We start from the raw sequence: 20,719 nt of genomic DNA, 5'->3' as shown, positions 1-20,719 counted from the left end.
CGTCAAAACAAGAATCCGGAGCTTCGGTTCTGATTCAATCAGAACCGAAGCTCTAGCGCGTCTCAGCTCCGCAGCTGCGCGATGAGATCGCGCGCACTGCGCAGGTCGGCGATGTCGGCGCCTTCGGTAAACGATCCCGAGACGTTCTCCAGAAGCGTCAGAGCGTCCGCGCTCTGGCCCGCGCCGGCCATGAAGCGCGCGAGGCTGGTTGCGCAACGCAACTCCCAGAACCGCGCGCCTTGCCGGGCGGCAATGGCCATCGCTTCGCGGAAGTGCGCTTCGGCTTCGCCTGCATGCCGCGGGCTCCTGAGCGTCAACTCGCCCTTGATGCGGGTCAGCTCCGGCAGATACCAGAGCTCCTGGCGGTCGTTGCAGCGGGTCAGGACGTCCTCGATGACGTCGAGGCCGCGGTCGATCTGGTCGGCCTCGAGGAAGCCCGCCGCGAGCTCACCGAGCAGGGGCAGGAAGCGCGGCAGGAAGCGCGCATCGCCGGCACGATTGAGCTCTTCGCGCAGCAGCGGCAGGCCGACCGCGATGTCGCCGCGCTTGGCGGCGACGGATGCGTTGAAGGCCCTTGCCCACAACCCCCACAGCCGGATCGCGTGCCGCTCGGTGTGCTCGAGCAGCTCGCTGCCGTGACGCTCCGCGGCCTCGAGATCGCCGGACCAGAAGGCGATCGGGCAGGCGGCCTGTCCCAGCACGCTGCAGAAGGTCAGGGCGTGGCCGTTGGCGCGGCCTTCCTCGATGTTTCTTGCCGCCAGCGCCTGGGCCTGGTCGGCGAGACCCTGCAGCCACAGGATGCGCGCGCGGAAATATTGCGTCGAGATCCTGAGATCGAGCGGGAAGATCTTCGGCTTCTCCGCCAGCACGTGCAGCGATGCGTTGACGCGGTCGATGCGCTGCCGGGCGTCGTCCTGGTCGCCGAGATAGTGCAGCGCGACGGCCATCAGCCGGTCGGCCAGCATGAGATCGGTCCTGTCGGGAGAATTTGCCGCGGCGGTCGCGAAGCGATCAGCGAATGCGCGGGCCTTGCCGAACTGTCCGTTGTTGAACTGGTCGATGCACAGGCCCCACAGCGCGCGCAGGCGGAAATCCTTGTCGTCGAGCCGCTCGGCGATTTCGAGCGTCGTCTCCAGGATCGGGCGCGCCTCGCGCGCGCGGCCCTCGCCATACATCAGCGACCAGCCGAGCGCGGACAAGAGCTGCATGCGGACGTGGTCGTCGCCGCCGGTGTCGTCGAGCGCGGCCAGCGCCGTCCTGGTGCGCTCGCGGCATTCGGCGAACAGCGACAGGCGCACCCACAGCGTGACCGCGGCCGCGGTCAGCGCGATTCCGAGCGCGGTGTCGCCGTCGGGGCCGAAGGCCCAGTCCAGCGCCACGCGCACATTGTCGAGCTCGGCGCCATAGATGACGAGCCATTCCGGCAGCGGCGTCGAAATGTCGGCTTCGGCGCGCGCGAAGAAATCGCGAAAATGCTCGGCGTGGCGCCGCGCGAACTGCCTGGTCTCGCCGAGCTCGTTGAGCTTGCCGTGCGCGTAGGTGCGCGTGGTGTCGAGCAGGCGATAACGCAGCGTCCGCGAGCCCGAGGGCGAGATCAGCGATTTGGTGACGAGGCTGTCGATCGCCTCCAGCGTTTCCGATGCGCTGAGGCCGTCGCCGGCCGCGACGATGGCGGCCGCTTCCGGCGCGAACGGTCCGGCGAACACCGACAGCCGCCGCAAGGTGGCGCTTTCGGCCGCGGGCAGCAGGTCGTAGCTCCAGTCGAGGGCGGCGGCGAGCGTCTGGTGCCGCGGCACGGCCGTGCGCCGGCCGCGCCATTGCAGCGAGAAACGGCTGTCGAGCAGCGAGGCCGTGCCGGCGATGCCATAGGCGTTGACGCGCCCCGCCGCGAGCTCGATCGCGAGGGCAATGCCGTCGAGGCGCCGGCAGATGCTGGCGACCAGCGGGGCCTCTTCCGCGCTGAGCTGGAACGCACCCGAGCTCTGGGCGATGCGCTCGACGAAGAGCTGGGCCGCAGGGTAGGCGAGCACGTCGTCCACACCCAGCCCCTCCCGCTCCGGCGGGCAATCCAGCGGGAACAGCCGGAAGATCCGCTCGCCCTCGCTGCGGAACGATTCGCGGCTGGTTGCGAGAACGCGAAGCTGCGGGGCTTCGCGGACGATGCGCTCGACCAGCGGCGCCAGATGGTCGAGCACGTGCTCGCAGCTGTCGAAGATCAGCAGGGCCGGGCTGGCCTTCAGGAAGGTCAGCAGCGCCGGCGTCGGATCCTCCGCGCTGATGGTGAGCCCGAGCGCGGAGGCAATGGTGGTGGCGATGTGGCTGGCGTCCCGCAGCGGGCCGAAATCGACGAAGAACACGCGCCCGCCGAAATCCTGGGAGCGGCGATGGCCGACGGTAACGGCGACCGCGGTCTTGCCGATCCCGCCCGGGCCGACGATCGTCATGAAGCGGTGAAGCGAAAGTCCGTTCGATATCTTGTCGACGATCTCTTCCCGTCCGACCATCTTCGAGAGCGGAGCAGGAAGGGAGCGGGGCGGCAGGATGTCCACGGTCGGCTGCTGCGCGGCAGGCGCGGCCGGCTGGGCGAGCGAGGCGACGAAGCAATAGCCGCGGCCGGGCACGTTGACGACGTAGCGGGCCGACTTGCCGGTATCGCCGAGCGCCTTGCGGAGCGCCGCGACGTGGAAGCGCAGACTGCCCTCGTCGACATTGACGTCGGCCCAGATGCGCTTGACCAGCTCTCGCTTGTCGACGACCTCGCCGGGGCGCTCGGCGAGATAGATGAGAATATCCAGCGCACGGCCGCCGACATGGAGCGGCGCGCCCTCCTTCTGCAGGAGCCGGGACTTCGGGAAAAGTCGGAAGGGCCCGAACGAAATGGCCGAGTCTTCGCTACGATCTGGCACGCGCCATTGCCCCCGCAACGGGAGTCAAAAGGTATACGTTTTCTGCTCTATCAGAACGATACGTACAGTAAACTGGCCGAAAGCAGCATGGGTGGCAGACCTGCGCAGATCGCGTGGGTCGGTCTGGGCCTGCCGAAATATTCCTTCAAAAGGAACGAGTTAGGCGTTCATGACAGAACGATGACAAAGCCGCCTGGGGCGGACGGAGCATTGACGGTGGTCGCCCGTTGCTGCGATGGGATGCTTCGGGAGCCGGTCCCGCCGCCACATTGACTGCCGACTTCCGGAATCAGGACATGCTTTCCTCCTCGCGCCGACGTTTCGTCCTCGGATTATCGGGCGCAGCGGCACTGGCCGCTCTCCCGCGTAGCGGGCAAACCGCCGATTATCCAACCCGCCCGATCCGGCTGGTGCTGCCCTATGGGGCCGGCGGAGCGGGCGACCAGATCGGTCGTCCCTGGGTCGACAAGATGTCGTCGCTGCTCGGGCCGACCGTCGTCGACTATATCGGCGGCGCGGGCGGCGCGATCGGGGCTGCCTCGGTCGCGCGCGATGAGCCCGACGGCTATTCGCTGCTGCTCGGCAACGGCAGCACGCAGGTCATCATTCCCCTGACCGCGGCAAACCCCGGCTATTCCGTCGGCGATTTCCGCGCCATCTACCGCCTCATCAGCAGTGCGCTGGTCTTTGCCGTCCATCCCTCGGTGCCGGCGGCTAATCTGCGCGAGCTGATCGCCCATGCGAAGGCCAATCCGGGCAAGCTGTCCTACGGGACGCCCGGCATCGCCACCGGGAATCATCTGGTCGGCGAATCCTTCAAGCAGCAGGCGGGCGGGCTGGACATCGTGCATGTGCCGTATCGGGGCATCGCGCAGGCGACCAACGACCTCGTCAGCGGCCAGATATCGCTCGTCATCGGCGTGATGTCCGTTCAATTGCAGGAGCTGGGCCGGGCCGGGAAGGTGCGGCTGCTCGCGGTCACCCCGGAAAAGCGGCTGAGCGGCGCGCCCGAGATTCCGACCGCCGTCGAATCCGGCATGCCGGATCTCCGCTATGAGGGATGGTTCGGCATCTTTGCGCCCCGAGCCACCGACGATGCGATCATCGAGCGGATCGCGCAGGCGACGCGCCTTGCCATGGCCGATCCGGCGCTGCAGGCGGCCTATCGTGCCCAGGGCATGGAGCCGGATAGCGATTCCGGTCCCGACCAGTTCCAGCGCATCGTCGAAGCGACGACGGCAAGCCTCGCGCCCGTGATCAAGTCGATCGGGCTGAGCAATCTGTAAGGTAAGACCGCTCAGGCGGTCTTGCGCGTCACGACGCCCGCCGACAGGGTGACGAGCCCCATCAGCGCGGCGAGCAGCCAGAACGCCGCCGGCAGTCCACCGATCCGGGCGACGAAGCCGACGCCGGCGGGACCGATCAGGATGCCGGCATAGCCTGCGGTGGTGATCGCGGCGACGGCGAGGCCGGTCGGCATCACCGTCTGCCACGCCGCGCGGCGGAACAGCACCGGCACGAGGTTCGACGCGCCGAGGCCGATCAGCAGGAAGCCGGCGATCGCAACCGCCGCGACGGGCGCCGTGAGCAGCACCACGAAGCCCCCGATCGCAATCAGGCTGCCCCAGAGCAATGTCGCGCGATCTCCGATGCGCGCAACCACGGCGTCGCCGCCGAGCCGGCCGATCGTCATCGCGATCGAGAACACGATGTAGCCGGTGCCGCCCTGCGCCTCGGAGACGAGGCCCGCGCCGATCACCAGCAGTGCGCCCCAATCCAGCATCGCGCCTTCGACGAGGAACGTGATGGCGCCGAGCAGCGCCAGCAGCAGCACCGAGCCATGCGGCAGCACGAACAGCGGCCCGTCCTGCACCTGCACCGAGCGAAGCAGGCGCGGCGAGGTCACTGTCATTGCGGCCAGCATCAGGGCGGAGCAGATCAGCGTGCAGGCGAGTGCTCCTGTTTGCAGCGAGAGCAGCGCCGTCATCAGCGCCGCTCCAATGAAGCCGCCGATGCTGAACAAGGCGTGGAACCCGGACATCAGCGGAATCTTGGCCGCGCGCTCGACCTCCACCGCGTGGATGTTCATGGCGACGTCGATGGAGCCGAGCGCGGCGCCGAATGCGAACAGGGCCAGCGCCAGCGTCGCTGGCGTGCTCGCGACGGCGAGCAGCGGCAAGACCAGCGCGAGGCCGAGCCCGCCGGCAATGATGATCGGCCTGCTGCCGTAGCGCGCGCTCATGATGCCGGTCAGAAGCATCGCGACGACCGAGCCGATGCCGAGGCTGAGCAGCAGCAGCCCGAGCACGCCGTCGTCGACGCCGAGCCGCGCCTTCGCGAACGGCACCAGCGGCGCCCAGCATGCGATGCCGAAGCCCGCGACGAGAAAGGCAAGCCGCGTCGCAAGGCGTGTCGCCGGCCGGTCGGCAGAAGACATGGGAACTCCGGGAGGCTGGATGAAGGGCGAGGAGGCCGATAAGCCCGAGGATTGCCGCGACTTTATGTCAGCGACGCGCTCGAATTGTCGCGGCCGGATCTTGCGAGCGAGGTCGGCGCCGCGAAGGGCTTGCCTTGGAGCATTCGCGCCCTGTGTCGCCATCTGTCAATCGGCGGCGTCAAAAATATTCCACTTTACCGAAATTCGGAAACGGCGTATGTGTCGCCCATCCCGGCTCATCCTTGAGGGGCGATCATGAGGTCGTCGTTTTCGCGAGCCGGGCTTGCGGTGGACGCGGCAGCGTCGGGCGCGAATGGCCGGGGCAGGGCGGATTGCTCTCCGTGAGCTCCTGGGCATCGCGCGGACGAACGGCGCTGACAGGTTCGTCTCGCCTGCAGGTTTCCGGCTTTGTCGACAGGGCCAGGAAAACTGCGGCGAATAGGGCGAGCCGCGCGTACGGCAAAACCGTGTGGTCCTGGCCGTCGTTGCTACGGCCAAGCTCTTGCGGAGGCGGTGATCGCGTCAACCGGCGCGGTGCCGGTGAATTTCGCAAGGACGAGGGAGGCCAGAGGGAATTCGGCTCCCGGGAGAGCACGGCATAAGCCGTCCGACCATCGCGCAGGGAAGGCCGAGTGATTGGCTCCACCTGTATGCTGCTGTGCGGTTCTTCCTGCGCGTGCCTTTTGCGCAGCGGACCGCGGGTGCGAGGTCAGCACCCGGCCTTCCCTGCGCCCTCTTGGATCGAGAGGGTGGAGTGACCAGGCAAAGCTCGGGCGAATTGCGCCGCGGGGACGGGAACGCATGTCTGTGAGGCCGTAGGATGGGTAGAGCACTTGCGAAACCCATCGTGCATCGGCGCACAGAAAGCGATGGGTTTCGCTGCGCTCTACCCATCCTACGAGAGTCGTGCTGGGCGGGGAATGAGCGGTGTTTGGAGGACGACGCCATCGCCTCCTACTCCGTCATTGCGAGGAGCTCTTGCGACGAAGCAATCCAGAATCCTTCCGCGGAAAGACTCTGGATTGCTTCGCTGCGCTCGCAATGACGAGGAGGAAGCGGCTTGCCACAAACTCAGGCATCGTAGGGTGGGCAAAGCGAAGCGTGCCCACGACAATGCGCATCGTGACGGGATTCGTGGGCACGGCGCTTTGCGCCTTTGCCCACCCTACGGCACTGCCGCCGCGGAAAGACTCTGGATTGCTTCGCTACGCTCGCAATGACGAGGAGGAAAGTGTCGCGACCCATTCTGCTCTCGTGCCCCGGACGCAGCGCATCACGAAGTGGTGCGCTGCAGAGCCGGGGCCCACGTCTCCGCCTCATCCCGTGCCGCCGTGGGTCCCGGCTCTGCGCAGCAGCGTTACACGCCGCAGCGCGTCCGGGACACGTGAGCAGGCGATGGCGCTACCACCGATAGCTCAACGTTCCGATCACCTGGCGCCGCGCGCCGGCATAGCAATAACCGGCCTGGCACGTGTCGTACTTCCTGTCGAACAGGTTGGTGGCGTTCACGCGCATATAGGCGCCTCGAAAGTTGCGGTCGAGCTTGCCGAGATCGTAGTCGACCACGGCGTCGAACAGCGTCGTCGCCGCGTTCTCGAACGTATTCTGGTCATTGCCGAAGTTCGCGCCGATGTAGCGCACGCCGAGGCCCAGTCCGAGCCCTTCCACCGGCGTGCCCGACTGGAACGTGTACTTTCCGAACGCCGCGACCGAGTTCCTGGGAATGCCGGAATATTCGTTGCCGGTCGTATCGGCATTGCCCCGCGTGATCACGACGTCGAGGTGGGTATAGGCCGCCGTGAGGTCGAAGCCCGGGATCAGTCCCAGCTTGGCCTCGAGCTCCAGTCCCTTGGACTCGATCTGTCCGGTGGCGGCCTGGAATGCAATCGCACTGGGGTCGGTGCGCAGGACGTTGTCCTGCTTGATGTCGAACACGGCGCCGGTCAGCAGCAGCGGAACGTTCGGCATCTGATACTTGACGCCGACCTCCGTTTGCTCCCCGGTGGTCGGCTTGAACGTGGCTCCCGTCACGTCGACGCCGCTTTGCGGGCTGAACGAGGTGGCGTAGCTGACATAGGGCGCAACACCGTTGTCGAAGACGTAGCTGAGTCCCGCGCGGCCAGTGAAGGCCGAAGGCTTCGAGGTCACCGGCGTGCCGTCCAGCGTCGTGGTCGTGCTCTGCGAGACCCAGCTCTGGCGGCCGTTGAGCGTCAGGATGAACCCGCCGAGCCTCGCCTGCTCCTGCGCATAGACTCCCACCTCGTTGGTCGACTGCTTGGTGAAGATCGAGAATGCCGGCGTGGCGATCGCCTGCGTGCCGTAGTTCATGGTCGCAAGATTGAGGTTGGGCGCCGGCCCGAACCCGATCTTGTCGTCGTAATAGGAGTTGCCGTAGTCGACGCCGAACAGCACGGTGTTCTTGACTGCGCCGACCATGAATTTCGCTTCGGCCTGGTTGTCGAGGGTGGCGGTCTTGAAATTGTCCAGGATGCGCCAGGCCGAGCGCGTCGCGGTCTGGGTCGCGAAGTCGAGATTGTCGATCTGGGTGTACTTCGCGTCGGTGTTGACCTGATAGAACCGGAAATTCTGCCGGACGGTCCAGGTGTCGTTGACGTTGTGCTCGAACGCATAGCCGATGCGGAACTGCTTCTGGTCCATGGCGCTGAAGGCCGGATCGTTCGAATAGATGTTGGTCAGCTTGCCGTCGGCGGTACGGGCGTTTCCGATGCTCGCAGCCGTGCGGCTGGTCTGATACTCACTGAGGATCGTGAACGTGGTGTCGAGATCCGGCTTCCAGGTCAGGGCAGGCGCGATATAGGCGCGGTCGTCGTCATTGCCCGGAAACCAGGTCTTGGAATCGCGCAGCAAGCCCGTCAGCCGGTAGTACAATTGATCGCTGCCGGGTACCGGGCCGCCGACGTCGAAGCTGCCCTGGTAACGATCGTAATTGCCGGTCTGCAACTGCACCTCGCCGAACGCCGTCTGTGGCGGCCGCTTTGTGGTGACATCGACGATGCCGCCGGGAGAGCCGAGGCCATAGAGGCCCGAGGCCGGTCCGCGAAGGATCGCCACGCTCTCGAGACCATAGGGCTCGATCTTGGGAATGGCGAAATTGCCGCCGCCCTGCCGGAGGCCGTCGCGATAGATGCCCGTGTAGGTCACGTCGAAGCCGCGGATGGAAAAGGCGTCGAAACGCGGATCGTAGCCGAATGCCGTGGTCGTGACGCCGGGCGTGTAGTTGACGGCATCCTTGAGCGTCTGGACATTGCGGTCCTCCAGCTCCTTCCGCGTCACGATCGAGAGCGATTGCGGCGTCGCGATCAGCGGCGTGTTGGTCTTGGTGCCTGCCGTGCCGCTGGTCGCGACGTAACCGATTGTCGTGCCGCCGCTCGCGCCTGCGGCCGCCTGCGGCGTGCTGTTCTGGTTGGCTGCCGAATTGCCCCGGCGGTTCGCAATGGCTGTGCGTTGAGATCGCGTGCGTTGATTGGAGGCGGCGCTGCTGCGCGTCTTCGGCGCGCTCGGCGCTTCGACGGTGACCGGCGGCAGGTTGCTGCTCTGGGCCTCTGCCCGGGTGGCCATGACTTCAACAGATACGAATACGACCGAACCGAGCATCGTGGCGTTGATCGCAGCTGCGCTTGCGAACCAACGATGCTTCTTCTCCAACAAGGCAACGCCCACCGATCATGATCCCCAATTTCGCCGAACCGACATCGCTCGCGCGTTAGCTGTGTGCTGACGCGCGTCGAACGATGCGGACTCTTATTGGTGACGCGATCGGAATTCCACACGCGTAAAATAGAATTGCTTGAACGTGCGATGAGCGAATTTGGAATGGTTCAAGATCGATGTGGAGAACATCGGTTCGCGTGCGGCAGATGCGCGCACGCGAACATCATGTTCGCTCGCGCGCGATTGCGAGCGCATGAGCGGCGGATTATTGAATGCACATTGCCTGTCGTCTCGCTCAACGAAACAGTGCGCGGAGTTTCGGCGAGGCGGTCACCACGAGATCGGGATTCGCTGTGCGAATCCGCCGAGATCCGAGTCCGGGCTCAGCGGCTGGCGATCGAGCGGACGGTTGTTGTTCTCGCGCGCAAACGATGTGCCGGATGGCAATGCGTAGTCGCTGAACTTGCGCTCGCCGGGCAGCACCTCGGTCCCTCCATCGAGCCAGGAGCGTTTGCTGACATAGATGCGCGTATGCGTTCCGGACTGGTAGGACCGGTTGGGGCCGCGCGGACCGTACTCGTAGACGGCATCCTGCGTCGTCTGCTGCCGGTCGCGCTTGCCGGCGGTGGCGGCATGCGCGCCGGGCGTCGAGGCGAGGAGGGCGGCAACCATCGTTCCGGTCATGACGAGCGTCTTCATCGACGAATTCCCATGCGAGTTCCTGATCTCGTCGGCTCTCGCATCGGCTTAAACGTCTGTAAAGAATCCGGGCGTTGCGCAATGTTGCTGAGGGCGGGCAAGGGTGCGCCGTGCATGCGGCCGGCCTCATGCCGGCCAGTCTCCGCCGAAGGCATGCGCGATCGTCGGCCGCATCACGGTCGGATGGCTGATGCGCCAATCAAATTCAACGACCAGAAACAATGCAGAAATCACAAAGCCACACCGCGGCCACAGCCGTCTCGTTTCAGAGCAGGCTAGGTGCTCTTGAGGTGTGGAATGTCGTTTTTGCGGCCCTGGCTGATCGCGGTGGCGATGTGCGGTGTATCGATCGTGTGCTCACTTCCCGCAGTGCTGTGGCCGCGGCCGGCGATCGCGCAGGCGGCGGAGACGATCGTCGTCGAGGGCAATCGCCGCGTCGAGGCCGAGACGGTCCGATCCTATTTCAAGGCCGGTCCCGGCGGGCGGCTCGATCAGCCGGCGATCGACGACGGCCTCAAGGCGCTGATCGAGACCGGCCTGTTCCAGGATGTGAAGATCAACCGGGCCGGCGGCCGCATCGTCGTGTCGGTGGTGGAAAATGCCGTGATCGGCCGCATCGCCTTCGAGGGCAACAAGAAGATCAAGGACGAGCAACTCTCGGCCGAGATCCAGTCCAAGCCGCGCGGCACCTTCTCGCGCGCACTGGTGCAGTCCGACACGCTGCGGATCGCCGAGATCTATCGCCGTTCCGGCCGCTACGACGTGCGCGTCACACCCGAGATCATCGAGCAGCCCAGCAACCGGGTCGACCTCGTCTTCACGATCATTGAGGGCGCCAAGACCGGCGTGAAGTCGGTCGAGTTCGTCGGCAACAGCGCCTATTCGGCCGCGCGCCTGCGCGACGTGATCAAGACGCATGAGAGCAATCTGCTCAGCTTTCTCGGCAACAACGACATCTACGATCCCGACCGCGTCGAGGCCGACCGCGACCTGATCCGCCGCTTCTATCTCAAGAACGGCTTCGCCGACGTCCAGGTCGTCGCCGCGCTCACCGAATACGATCCGGAGAAGAAGGGGTTCAACGTCACCTTCAAGATCGAGGAGGGGCAGCAATACCGCGTCGGTTCGGTCGACTTCCGTTCCAGCATCGCCGGTTTCGATGCGAGCACGCTGCGCACCTATTCGCGTGTCGGTGCCGGCTCGCTCTACAACGTCGAATCGGTCGAGAAGTCGGTCGAGGAGATGCAGGTCGAGGCCTCGCGCCGCGGCTATGCCTTCGCGGTGGTGCGGCCGGGCGGCGACCGCAATTTCGAGGCACATACGGTGTCGATCGTGTTCAACGTCGACGAGGGGCCGCGTACCTATATCGAACGCATCAATCTGCGCGGCAACACCCGCACGCGCGACTACGTGATCCGCCGCGAGTTCGACCTCGCCGAGGGTGATGCCTATAACCGCGCGCTGGTCGACCGCGCGGAGCGGCGGCTGAAGAATCTCGACTACTTCAAGAGCGTCAAGATCACCACGGAGCCGGGTTCCTCGAGCGACCGCGTCATCCTGATCGTCGACATGGAGGAGAAGTCGACCGGTGATTTCTCGATCTCGGGCGGCTATTCCACCACCGACGGTGCGCTGGCCGAGGTGTCGATCTCCGAGCGAAACCTGCTTGGCAAAGGTCTCTATGCCAAGGCGTCGGTCAGCTATGGCCAGTATTCGCGCGGCATCTCGCTGTCCTTTGTCGAGCCGTATCTGCTCGACTACAGGGTCGCGCTCGGATTCGACACCTATTGGCGCCAGCAATTGTCGAACAGCTATACGAGCTACGGCGTGACGACGCTGGGCTTCTCGCCGCGCCTCGGCTTTGCGCTACGCGAGGACCTCTCGCTCCAGCTTCGCTACTCGCTCTATCAGCAGAGCATCACGCTCGCCAGCGCCTACAACAATTGCAACAACAACGCCGCGAACACCTCGCTGGCCTTCAACCCGACGCCGGCCTACATCAAGAACGTGCTGGGCGGCGTGGACCCGACCAACACGACGGATTCGGGTGTCTACGGCTATGGCTGCTACAGCGACGGCGAGTCGAGCCTGCCGGTCCGCAAGGAGCTGGCGAACGGCGCGACCTGGACCTCGGCGCTCGGCTATACCCTGAACTTCAACACGCTCGACAACACCAAGAACCCGACCGACGGATTGCTGGTCGACTTCCGCCAGGACTTCGCCGGCGTCGGTGGCGATGTCACCTATCTCAAGACGGCGGTGGACACCAAATTCTACACGCCGCTGGTGTCCGAGATCGTCAGCGTGATGCATCTGCAGGGCGGCATCCTGACCAAGATGGGCAGCGATCTGCGCATGCTCGATCACTTCCAGATGGGCCCGAACCTGGTGCGCGGCTTCGCGTCCAACGGCATCGGCCCGCGCGACATCACCTACTACAATTACGGCGCCAGCGGCGATGCGCTCGGCGGCACCAAATACTGGGGCGCATCCATGGAATTGCAGATGCCGTTCTGGTTCCTGCCGAAGGAAGTCGGCCTCAAGGGCGCGGTCTATGCCGATGCCGGCTCGCTCTGGGGCTACCAGGGGCCGACGTCATGGGCGGCCACGGGCGAGGTCAACACCAAGGCCTGTCCGACCTGCGGGCTGCAATATGACGACGGCAACGTGGTGCGTTCGTCGGTCGGTGTCGGCCTGATCTGGGCCTCGCCGTTTGGACCGCTGCGCTTCGACTACGCCGTGCCGATCACCAAGGGCAAATACGACGTGGTCCAGGAGTTCAGGTTCGGAGGCGGCACCTCATTCTAGGTTTCGCGCCGGCACGGCGGCCCCCGTGTGGCGTAAAGGACATAGGCAAGCCTGTCGTGCGTTTGTGAAAATGCGTGATGGGCCTCGCGTCCGCGCGTGTGGACAGGCATCGGCGAATATCGGATAATGCACGGCGGACTTTACAGGACTCTGTGGCCTGCACTTGGACTTCCACAGAAGGACGACATCGATGACACAGTCTGGCGCCTACGGGCAGAGGCTTGGGCAATTCCTGCGCTTGAAGGATGCGCCACCCGCGCTGGTGGCGCGCTCGCTGCACAGCGCCGAGCTTGCCGTCACCGAGACGCGGAACGACTGCCCGGTTCGTGGTCTGTCCGGCTCGCTCGCCGCCGAAGATGCCTTTCTGGTCAGCCTCAAGCTCCACGATTATCCCGATTGCGAGCTCTGGGAGCGCGGCAAATCCGTCATGAAGGCGGACGTCCACGCCGGGACGACCTACCTCTACGACCTCAAGCGCGATCCGCGCTACGTGATCGACAAGCCGTTCCATTCGCTGTTCTTCTATATTCCGCGCTCGGCGCTCGACGGCATCGCGCGCCAGTGCAATGCGCCGCAGGTCGACGAGCTCGACTGTCAGGTCGGCGTTGGCCATGACGACGGGATCGTGCGCCACATCGGCGCATCGCTGCAGCAGGGCCTGCAGAGGCCGGACGAGGCCAACCAGCTCTTCGTCGACCACATGATGCTCGCGCTGACCGCCCATGTCGCCCAGACCTATGGCGGACTTCAGCGCACGTCCGCCGCCGCGCGCGGCGGCCTTGCGCCGTGGCAGGCCAAGCGCGCCTGCGAGCGGCTGGAGTCGGACCTCGGCGGCAAGCTTTCGCTGCACAAGATCGCGGCCGAGCTCAATCTGTCGGTGAGCCATTTCTCGCGCGCGTTTCGAATCTCCGTCGGCATGCCGCCGCACCAATGGCTGCTGCATCAGCGCGTGAAGGCGGCCAAGCAGTTGATGGGTGTCCGCGACCTGCCGCTGTCGGAGATCGCGATCTCGGCCGGGTTCGCCAACCAGAGTCACTTCACGCGCGTGTTCTCCTCGATCGCCGGCGTCAGCCCCGCTGCATGGCGCCGCGAAGCGCTCGGCGCCTCCGGCAGCGAGACCTGAGGCGCGGCGCTCAGCGCCGTTTCGCGAGCGAGATGGTGTAGGCGGCGCGCCGGGCCGCAAAGATCTCGTCCGGCGGATGACCGATGCCCTCGGCGAGATTGGCCGGATTGAAGATGGAGGCATCGCAAGCCTCATCCGGCTCAAAACCCGTGATCACGATGGTGCCGAGGCGCACCTCGTCGCGGCGATCCTCGTCGGGCCAGCGGATGGTCACGTCCATGGTGGGATCGCCGGGCCGATCGAGCAGCGCCATCACATTGAAGCGGACGTTGCCCGTGGCCATCCGGCGGCCGAGCTCGTCGCGCAGGAAATCGGACGGTTTGGTTCTGGCCTCATCCTCGGTCAGCGTGATCTCGCCGCCGGCCGGTACGACCTTGAACTTGATGAAGCGCGTCTCGTTCTCCGCGTTGATCGCGGGAAAGGAATGCACACCCCAATAGGTCGTGCCGGCAAGGCTGCCGGGCAGCGGACGCGCGGCGATGTAGTTGGCCTGATTGAGCGTCTCGGGATTGGCCGCCGAGAACGCCTTGACTTTGGCCATATCAGGCTTGCCGTCCGGCCCGGGGATGCGCGCCCGAAGGAAGGCCAGCATCTGGTCGAGCGTCCGGGCAAAATGCACCGGCGCGCTCTCCACCAGGATGTCCGAGCGGTGATCGTCGTCGCCGAGCTTGAAGCTGAAGCCGCGCAGCACGAGATTGTTGGTATCGGCTACGGCGGGATTGCCGCTGCCGACCGAGAAGCGTGCGAGCACGCGCGATGGCTTCGTGAAGCTCTGCGATCGCGTGACTTCACCCGCCCGGTCCGACGGGGTGTAGGTGCCGCGAACGCACCAGCCCTTGGCAAAGCTGGCGCGGACCTTCGGCGGATTGCCGGCGACGGCCTTCAAGGCCTCGACGATGGAGGCGGGCGTTGCGGCAGGGATGTCGGACATCGTGAGCATTCTCGCGTGGGCGAGGCAGGCTAGATGTCGTCCGAACCGGTGTCTTTCCCGAACCGATCGCGCCTTGCACGATCCTGCTCAGGGTTCATGCGGAAATGCAATTTGGCGCCTTCCGGCGCCGGGTGCCGAACGATCCTAGGCGCTCAGGATCCGCCGGCAGGCGTCGACAAATACCTCCGCGCCGGTGACGATGTCGGCGTCGGCGGTATTTTCGGTCCAGTGATGGCTGATGCCGCCGATCGACGGCACGAACAGCATGCCGGCAGGCATGATCGTCGCGAGCATCTGCGCGTCGTGGCCGGCGCCGCTCGGCATGCGGATGGATCGGCCGCCGGCGAGGGCCTTGCTCGCAGCTTCGATCGCGTCCTGGATGCCTGAATTCATCATGGCTGGCGCGCCGGTGCGGATCTTCTCCACCTTGACGGAGCAGGGGCCCTTGGCATTGACCTCGTCGGCCATGGTGCGCAGCAGCTGCTCCAGCCGTGCTATCACGTCCGGATTGTCGTCGCGGATCTGGAACAGCATTTCGGCGCCGCCCGGGATGATGCTCGGTGCGCCCGGATCGAGGGTGATGCGGCCGGTGGTCCAGACCGTGCGCGGGCCGCAGGCGGCCGGGAAACGTTCGTCGATGGCGGTGCAGAACCTTGCCAGCGCGAGACCTGCGTCCTTGCGCACCGCCATGCGGGTGGTTCCCGCGTGGTTCTGCTCTCCGGTGAAATTGATGCGGTATTGCCAGATGCCGACGATGGAGGTGACGACGCCGATCGCGAGCTTGCCGCTTTCGAGCGTGTCGCCCTGCTCGATATGCGCCTCCAGATATCCGACGTGCCGTCCCGGCTCGGCGCCGATGCGTGCCCGCCCTGAAAGACCCATGTCGGCGAGCGCGTCGCGCATGGCGCGGCCGCCGGTGCGGTCGCGCGCGGCATCGATCTCGGCTTCGGTCACCTGTCCCACGTAGGAGCGCGAGCCCAGGAAGCTGCCGAAATGACCTTCCTCGTCGCACCAGGCGGCGACTTCGACGGCGCCCTTCACGGAAGGATCGCCATTGAGCACGCGTGCGGCCTCGAGCGCATAGACGACGCCGAGCGGGCCGTCGAGCCAACCGGCGTAGTTCTGGCTCTCCAGATGCGAGCCCGCCAGCAGCTTCGGCCCGGGCTTCGTGCTGGTGCCGAGGACATTGCCGATGCCGTCGATCGCCGCAGCGAGACCGGCGCCGGGCAGCTTCTGCACCAGCCAGTCCAGCGATTGCCGGTGCGGCTCGGAGAAGGTCGGCTTGTGCACGCCGGTCTTGTAGGCGCCGATGGCGCGCAGCGCATTGAGGTCGGCGAGAACGCGCTCACCATTGGCGCGCGGTGTGGTGTCAGGCATGTTCGGCAACCTTCAGCGCCTCGGTGCGGATTTCCTCGACCAGCCGTTCCTTGAGCTGGACGAATTCCGGCGTGGTCTTGATCTTGTAGGAGCGCGGATGCGGCAGGTCCACATTGATCTCGGCCTTGATGCGGCCGGGGCGCGCGCTCATGACGATGACGCGGCTGCCAAGGAAGATCGCTTCCTCGATGTCGTGCGTCACGAACAGCACGGTCTTCTGGTCGCGCTCCCAGATTCCGAGCAGCATCTCCTGCATCAGCGCGCGGGTCTGGTTGTCCAGCGCGCCGAAGGGCTCGTCGAGCAGCAGGATTTTCGGGTCATTGGCGAGCGCGCGCGCGATCGCCGTGCGCTGCTGCATGCCGCCGGAGAGCTGCTTCGGCCAGTGGTTCTCGAAGCCTGACAGCCCGACCTGGCGGATGAAGGCGTCCGCGATCTTGTTCCGCTCGGCCTCGGACACGCCGCGCTCGCGCAGGCCGAAGGCGATGTTCTCGCGCACGGTCAGCCAGGGGAACAATGTGTAGGACTGGAACACCATGCCGCGGTCGGCGCCGGGGCCGGTCACCTCGCGCCCGTCGAGCGTGACACGCCCGCTGGTTGGGCGGTCGAGCCCGGCGACGATGCGCAGCAGCGTGGACTTGCCGCAGCCGGAGGGGCCGAGGATGGTGACGAAGTCGTTGTTGCCGATGGTGAGGTCGGTCGGCTCCAGCGCCCTTGTCGGCGCATTGCCGTGGCGCGCGGGGAAGGTGCGCGAGACCTGTTCGACCTTGAGGATCGTCATGCGAGCCTCCACGGGAACAGCCAGGCGTTGAACGCCTTGAACATGAAGTCCGAGAGCAGGCCGATCAGCCCGATCACGATGATGCCGAAGATGATCTGGCCGGTGTTGAGCAGCGCCTGGCTGTCGGTGATCATGTGGCCGATACCAGAGGACGAGCCGATCAATTCGGCGACGATGACGTAGGTCCAGGCCCAGCCCAGCACCAGCCGCAGGATTTCCGCGATCTCCGGTGCGGAGGAGGGCAGCAGCACGCGGCGAATGATGCCGCGGTCGCTGGCGCCCAGCGTATAGGCCGCCTCGACCAGGTCGCGCCGCGTGGCGCCGACCGTGACGGCGACCATCAGGATGACCTGGAACACCGAGCCGATGAAGATGACGAGCAGCTTCTGCAATTCGCCGATGCCCGCCCACAGGATCAACAGCGGGATGAAGGCGGAGGCGGGCAGATAGCGCGCAAAGGAGACGAAAGGTTCGAGGAAGGCTTCGACCGGCTTGTAGGCGCCCATCAGCAGCCCGAGCGGGACCGCGATGATCGCGGCGAGCACAAAGCCGCCGACGACGCGCCAGATCGTCATGCCGATGTCGTACAGGAAGCCCTGCTTGGCGATCAGATCGACGCCCTCCTGCACCATAGTGAGCGGGTTGGCGAGGAACACTTTCGACACATGGCCGCCGAAGGTCGCCCACGACCACAAGGCAACGAACACGACGAAGAACGCAAGGCCGTAAGCCAGGCGCTGCTTCGATGTCACAGGATCAAGGGGACGCATCGACGATCTATCCGGGTCGTGAACGAAATTGCCGGCCCCGCGGCGAGGCGAGGCCGGCAGCTCCAAGGTGAGTTACTTGATATAGCTGGCGTCGAAGAGGTCCTCGACCTTCGGCGCAGCCTTGATGATGCCGATCTCGAGCAGCAGGTCGGCAGCCTCCTTGTTGAAGGTCAGGAAGTCGCCGGCGAAGAACTTCTGGTTCGCGGCCTTGTCCTGCCAGCGCAGGTACTTCGCCGAGTTGCCGAACTGCTCGCCGGTCTGCTTCACGTCGGCGCCCATGATCTCGTAGGCCTTGGTCTGGTCCTTGGCGATCATCTCGAGCGCCTCGAAATAGCTGTCGGCGAGCGCCTTGGCGGCCTTCGGGTTCTCGCTCAGGAATTTCGGTGTGCATCCGAACGTGTCCATGACCATGGGATAGTCGAGCGTGGTCGCGATGATCTTGCCCTTGTCGGGCGCGGCGCGAACGGTCGACAGATACGGTTCGTAGGTCATCGCGGCATCGTTCTGGCCGGAGACGAAGGCCTGCGCGGCCGCGGCCGGCTCGAGGTTCACGACGGTGACGTCCTTCACGGTCAGGCCGTTCTTCTTGAGCATCCAGGCCAGTGCGAAATAGGGCGAGGTGCCGGGCGCCGAAGCCGCAACCGTCTTGCCCTTGAGGTCCTTGATCGCGGCGACGTCGTTGCGCACGGCCATGCCGTCGGCACCAAAACTCTTGTCGAGCTGGAAGATCTGCTTGGTCGCAACGCCGTTGGCGTTCCAGGAGATCCAGGTCTCGACCGTGGTCGCCGCGCACTGGACGTCGCCGGAGGCGATCGCGAGGTGGCGATCCTTCTGCGGGATCTTCTTGATGGTGACGTCGAGACCGTTCTTCTTGAAGATGCCGGCCTCCTTCGCCAGCGTCAGCGGCGCAAAGCCGGTCCATCCGGAGATGCCGATGCCGACCTTGACGTCGTCGGCGAGCGCGGGAGTGGCGGCCGAAAGAGCAATGATTGTCGCGAAAATTGTCGAACTACGCATGATTGTCGTCCTCTTGCCCAGATGGATTGACGTCCTGTTGATCTCTGTCGGCCCGCATGGACCGTTGCCCGAAGCGTTGCACGAATTGTGCCGACATGTCCTCTCAGCCTCCCTTGAATCGGGCGACAAGGCGGTGAGAGTCACCGGGATAGAGCAGGCGCACCGCGGTGATGGTGCGCGCGCTGCGCCAGGTATAGCGGTCAATCACGAGGCAGGGTGCGCCGACGGCGATGTCGAGCGCTTCTGCCGTGCGATCGTCGGCAACGATGGCACTGATTGTATGCTCGGCCTCCGTCCATGGGACATGGTGAAGCAGCCAGGAACCCGGCGGCTCGCGCGAGAAATCGGCGGTCGCCGCATTCGGCACGGAGGCAAGATCGATCAACCTGTCTTCGACGGCAAATGGCACGTTGTCGGCGCTATGGCGGCAGGCGATCGCGACCACCTTGCCGGCCTTCTTGATGCCGAGACGCTCGCGGTCGGCCGCCGTTGCCGCGCGAAGCTTGCGGCCGATCAGCTCGTAGCCGTAGGACCGCCCGAGCGCGGTGATCTCGGCGCGGATGTCGGCGATCTTGAGCACCGCCGACTGATGCTGCGGCCGGCGCACGAACGAGCCGGCGCGCCGCCGCCGTTCGATCAGGTCGGCTTGCGCGAGCTCCGACAGTGCCTTGTTCACGGTCATGCGCGAGCAGCCGTAGCGCGCGACGAGCTCGTGCTCGAATGGAATGCGATGCCCCGGCGGCCATTCACCGGTCAGGATGCGCTGCTCGATGTCGGCGCGGATGCGCTTGTAGAGCGTTGGCTTGTCGGTCCCATCGGTGGCAAGGCTCATGCGACGAGCCTCCGCACCGACGCGTTGAAGCGTTCGCGCGCTGCCTGGCGCAGCCTGTGCCGCCCGCCCTCGACCACCTTGTGGCCGCCGGCCCAGACGCAATCGATCGCGTTGCCGCCTGCGGCAAAGATCCAGCCGTCGATGACCGCATCGTGCGTGCGTCCGGCCAGCGACGGATGCAGGGCGTCGAGCGTGACGATGTCGGCGCGTGCGCCGGGCGCAAGACCCGTGGCCGGTTGCGCCAGCGCCCGCGCGCCGCCCGCGAGCGCATCGTCGAACAGCGAACGTCCTGTCGAGCGGCCTGCGCCGCCGGAGAGGACGTTGCGTTGGCGGTGCTTGAGGCGCTGGCCATATTCGAGCTGGCGCAATTCGTCGGCAGCGCCGATCAGCACATTTGAATCGGTGCCGACACCGAAAAGGCCGCCGGCGTCGAGAAACTCGCGCGCGGAAAAAATGCCATCGCCGAGGCTCGCTTCCGTGATCGGGCAGAGGCCGGCGACTGCGCCGGTCCTCGCGAACGTCGTCACTTCCTCAGCCGTCATGTGCGTCGCGTGGATGAGGCACCAGCGCTGATCGACCGGGGCATGTTCCAGCAGCCATTGCACCGGACGCTTGCCCGACCAGGCCAGGCAGTCCTCGACTTCCTTGACCTGTTCGGCGGCATGAATGTGCACGGGGCCGCCCTGGCTAAGCGGAATGATCGCCGCGAGTTCGTCCGAGGTCACCGCGCGCAGACTATGCGGCGCGATGCCGATATTGGCGCCCGGCAAATTCGCGATCGCCTTGCGCGAGGCGGCCATCAGTGCGGCGAATTGATCGACCGAGCAGATAAAGCGGCGCTGGCCATCGTGCGGCGCTGCGCCGCCAAAGGAACCGTGCGCATAGAAGCTCGGCAGCAGCGTCAGTGCGATGCCCGACGCCTCGGCAGCCTGTGCTATTCGCGCTGCCATTTCGCCCAAGTCGGCGTAGTGCGAGCCGTTGCGGTCATGATGCAGATAGTGGAATTCGCCGACGCGGGTAAAACCCTGCTCCAGCATCTCGACATAAAGCAGCGTCGCGACAGACGCGACATCGTCGGGCGTCATCGCCAGCGCGAAGCGATACATCGTGTCGCGCCAGGTCCAGAACGTATCGGTACTGTCGCCGCGCAGTTCGGCCAGCCCGGCCATGCCGCGCTGGAAGGCGTGGCTGTGCAGGCTTGCAAGTCCCGGAAGCGCGATTTGATGACGTTCGTCGCCGGCAGCCGGCGCCACGCCCGGCGTCACCTCCGCGATCGCGCCGGCGGTAACGACCACCTGCACGTCATTGGCCCAGCCCGAGGGCAGGAGCGCGGAGGCAAAATGCAGTCGGGTCATGAATTTACACGCCG

At 65.6% G+C, this 20,719-nt stretch carries 14 protein-coding genes; 3 read left to right on the top strand and 11 right to left on the bottom strand.

Going from position 1 to position 20,719, the window contains the following annotated elements:
- Positions 1-62 precede the first annotated feature (62 nt).
- Positions 63-2,906, bottom strand: a complete 2,844-nt coding sequence (locus JQ617_RS11225) for an ATP-binding protein (RefSeq protein ID WP_212026364.1) — start codon at positions 2,904-2,906, stop codon at positions 63-65.
- Positions 2,907-3,202: 296 nt separating this feature from the next.
- Between JQ617_RS11225 and JQ617_RS11220 the strand changes: the two genes are divergently transcribed.
- Positions 3,203-4,192, top strand: coding sequence for a Bug family tripartite tricarboxylate transporter substrate binding protein (locus JQ617_RS11220; RefSeq protein WP_212026363.1), 990 nt, complete (start codon positions 3,203-3,205; stop codon positions 4,190-4,192).
- An 11-nt stretch (positions 4,193-4,203) separates the two neighbouring features.
- Here the strand turns inward: JQ617_RS11220 and JQ617_RS11215 are convergent, their stop codons facing one another.
- The 3 genes from JQ617_RS11215 to JQ617_RS11205 all read right to left on the bottom strand — a co-directional run bounded on the left by JQ617_RS11215 (position 4,204) and on the right by JQ617_RS11205 (position 9,714).
- Complete coding sequence (locus JQ617_RS11215; RefSeq protein ID WP_145661960.1) at positions 4,204-5,343, bottom strand: MFS transporter; 1,140 nt, start codon at positions 5,341-5,343, stop codon at positions 4,204-4,206.
- Positions 5,344-6,744: 1,401 nt separating this feature from the next.
- The gene (locus JQ617_RS11210; RefSeq protein ID WP_249156948.1) at positions 6,745-8,922 is read right to left on the bottom strand and encodes a TonB-dependent siderophore receptor; all 2,178 of its coding nucleotides are present in this window, start codon (positions 8,920-8,922) and stop codon (positions 6,745-6,747) included.
- 423 nt (positions 8,923-9,345) lie between these two features.
- The gene (locus JQ617_RS11205; RefSeq protein WP_212026362.1) at positions 9,346-9,714 is read right to left on the bottom strand and encodes a hypothetical protein; all 369 of its coding nucleotides are present in this window, start codon (positions 9,712-9,714) and stop codon (positions 9,346-9,348) included.
- Positions 9,715-10,047: 333 nt separating this feature from the next.
- Between JQ617_RS11205 and bamA the strand changes: the two genes are divergently transcribed.
- Together bamA and JQ617_RS11195 are read left to right on the top strand one after the other, a co-directional pair.
- On the top strand, positions 10,048-12,522 hold the full coding sequence (gene bamA, locus JQ617_RS11200; RefSeq protein ID WP_502754879.1) for an outer membrane protein assembly factor BamA: 2,475 nt from the start codon (positions 10,048-10,050) through the stop codon (positions 12,520-12,522).
- 190 nt (positions 12,523-12,712) lie between these two features.
- Positions 12,713-13,645 (top strand): helix-turn-helix domain-containing protein, encoded by a 933-nt coding sequence (locus tag JQ617_RS11195; RefSeq protein WP_212026360.1) that lies wholly within the window; start codon positions 12,713-12,715, stop codon positions 13,643-13,645.
- 10 nt (positions 13,646-13,655) lie between these two features.
- Here JQ617_RS11195 and JQ617_RS11190 read toward each other — a convergent pair whose 3' ends face one another.
- The 7 genes from JQ617_RS11190 to JQ617_RS11160 form a co-directional block, all read right to left on the bottom strand.
- Positions 13,656-14,576 carry a catalase family peroxidase gene (locus JQ617_RS11190; protein ID WP_212026359.1) on the bottom strand — a complete coding sequence of 307 codons (921 nt, stop codon included), beginning with the start codon at positions 14,574-14,576 and terminating at the stop codon, positions 13,656-13,658.
- 144 nt (positions 14,577-14,720) lie between these two features.
- Positions 14,721-15,953, bottom strand: a complete 1,233-nt coding sequence (locus JQ617_RS11185; RefSeq protein WP_212026358.1) for a Zn-dependent hydrolase — start codon at positions 15,951-15,953, stop codon at positions 14,721-14,723.
- Complete coding sequence (locus JQ617_RS11180; protein WP_212026357.1) at positions 15,946-16,731, bottom strand: ABC transporter ATP-binding protein; 786 nt, start codon at positions 16,729-16,731, stop codon at positions 15,946-15,948. Before JQ617_RS11180 ends, JQ617_RS11185 begins: the two co-directional genes overlap by 8 nt.
- Positions 16,728-17,501 (bottom strand): ABC transporter permease, encoded by a 774-nt coding sequence (locus JQ617_RS11175; RefSeq protein ID WP_212026356.1) that lies wholly within the window; start codon positions 17,499-17,501, stop codon positions 16,728-16,730. Before JQ617_RS11175 ends, JQ617_RS11180 begins: the two co-directional genes overlap by 4 nt.
- Before the next feature lie 72 nt (positions 17,502-17,573).
- Positions 17,574-18,518, bottom strand: a complete 945-nt coding sequence (locus JQ617_RS11170; protein WP_212026355.1) for an ABC transporter substrate-binding protein — start codon at positions 18,516-18,518, stop codon at positions 17,574-17,576.
- 103 nt (positions 18,519-18,621) lie between these two features.
- Positions 18,622-19,350, bottom strand: coding sequence for a histidine utilization transcriptional repressor HutC (hutC, locus tag JQ617_RS11165; protein WP_063688625.1), 729 nt, complete (start codon positions 19,348-19,350; stop codon positions 18,622-18,624).
- Positions 19,347-20,705, bottom strand: a complete 1,359-nt coding sequence (locus JQ617_RS11160) for a formimidoylglutamate deiminase (protein WP_212026354.1) — start codon at positions 20,703-20,705, stop codon at positions 19,347-19,349. Before JQ617_RS11160 ends, hutC begins: the two co-directional genes overlap by 4 nt.
- Positions 20,706-20,719: the final 14 nt, after the last annotated feature.

The organism is Bradyrhizobium sp. KB893862 SZCCT0404, assembly GCF_018130885.1.
GTDB classification, from domain to species: domain Bacteria; phylum Pseudomonadota; class Alphaproteobacteria; order Rhizobiales; family Xanthobacteraceae; genus Bradyrhizobium; species Bradyrhizobium stylosanthis.
The sequence above is the reverse complement of the archived record's forward strand: the minus strand, read 5'-3'. Positions and strand labels throughout refer to the sequence as shown.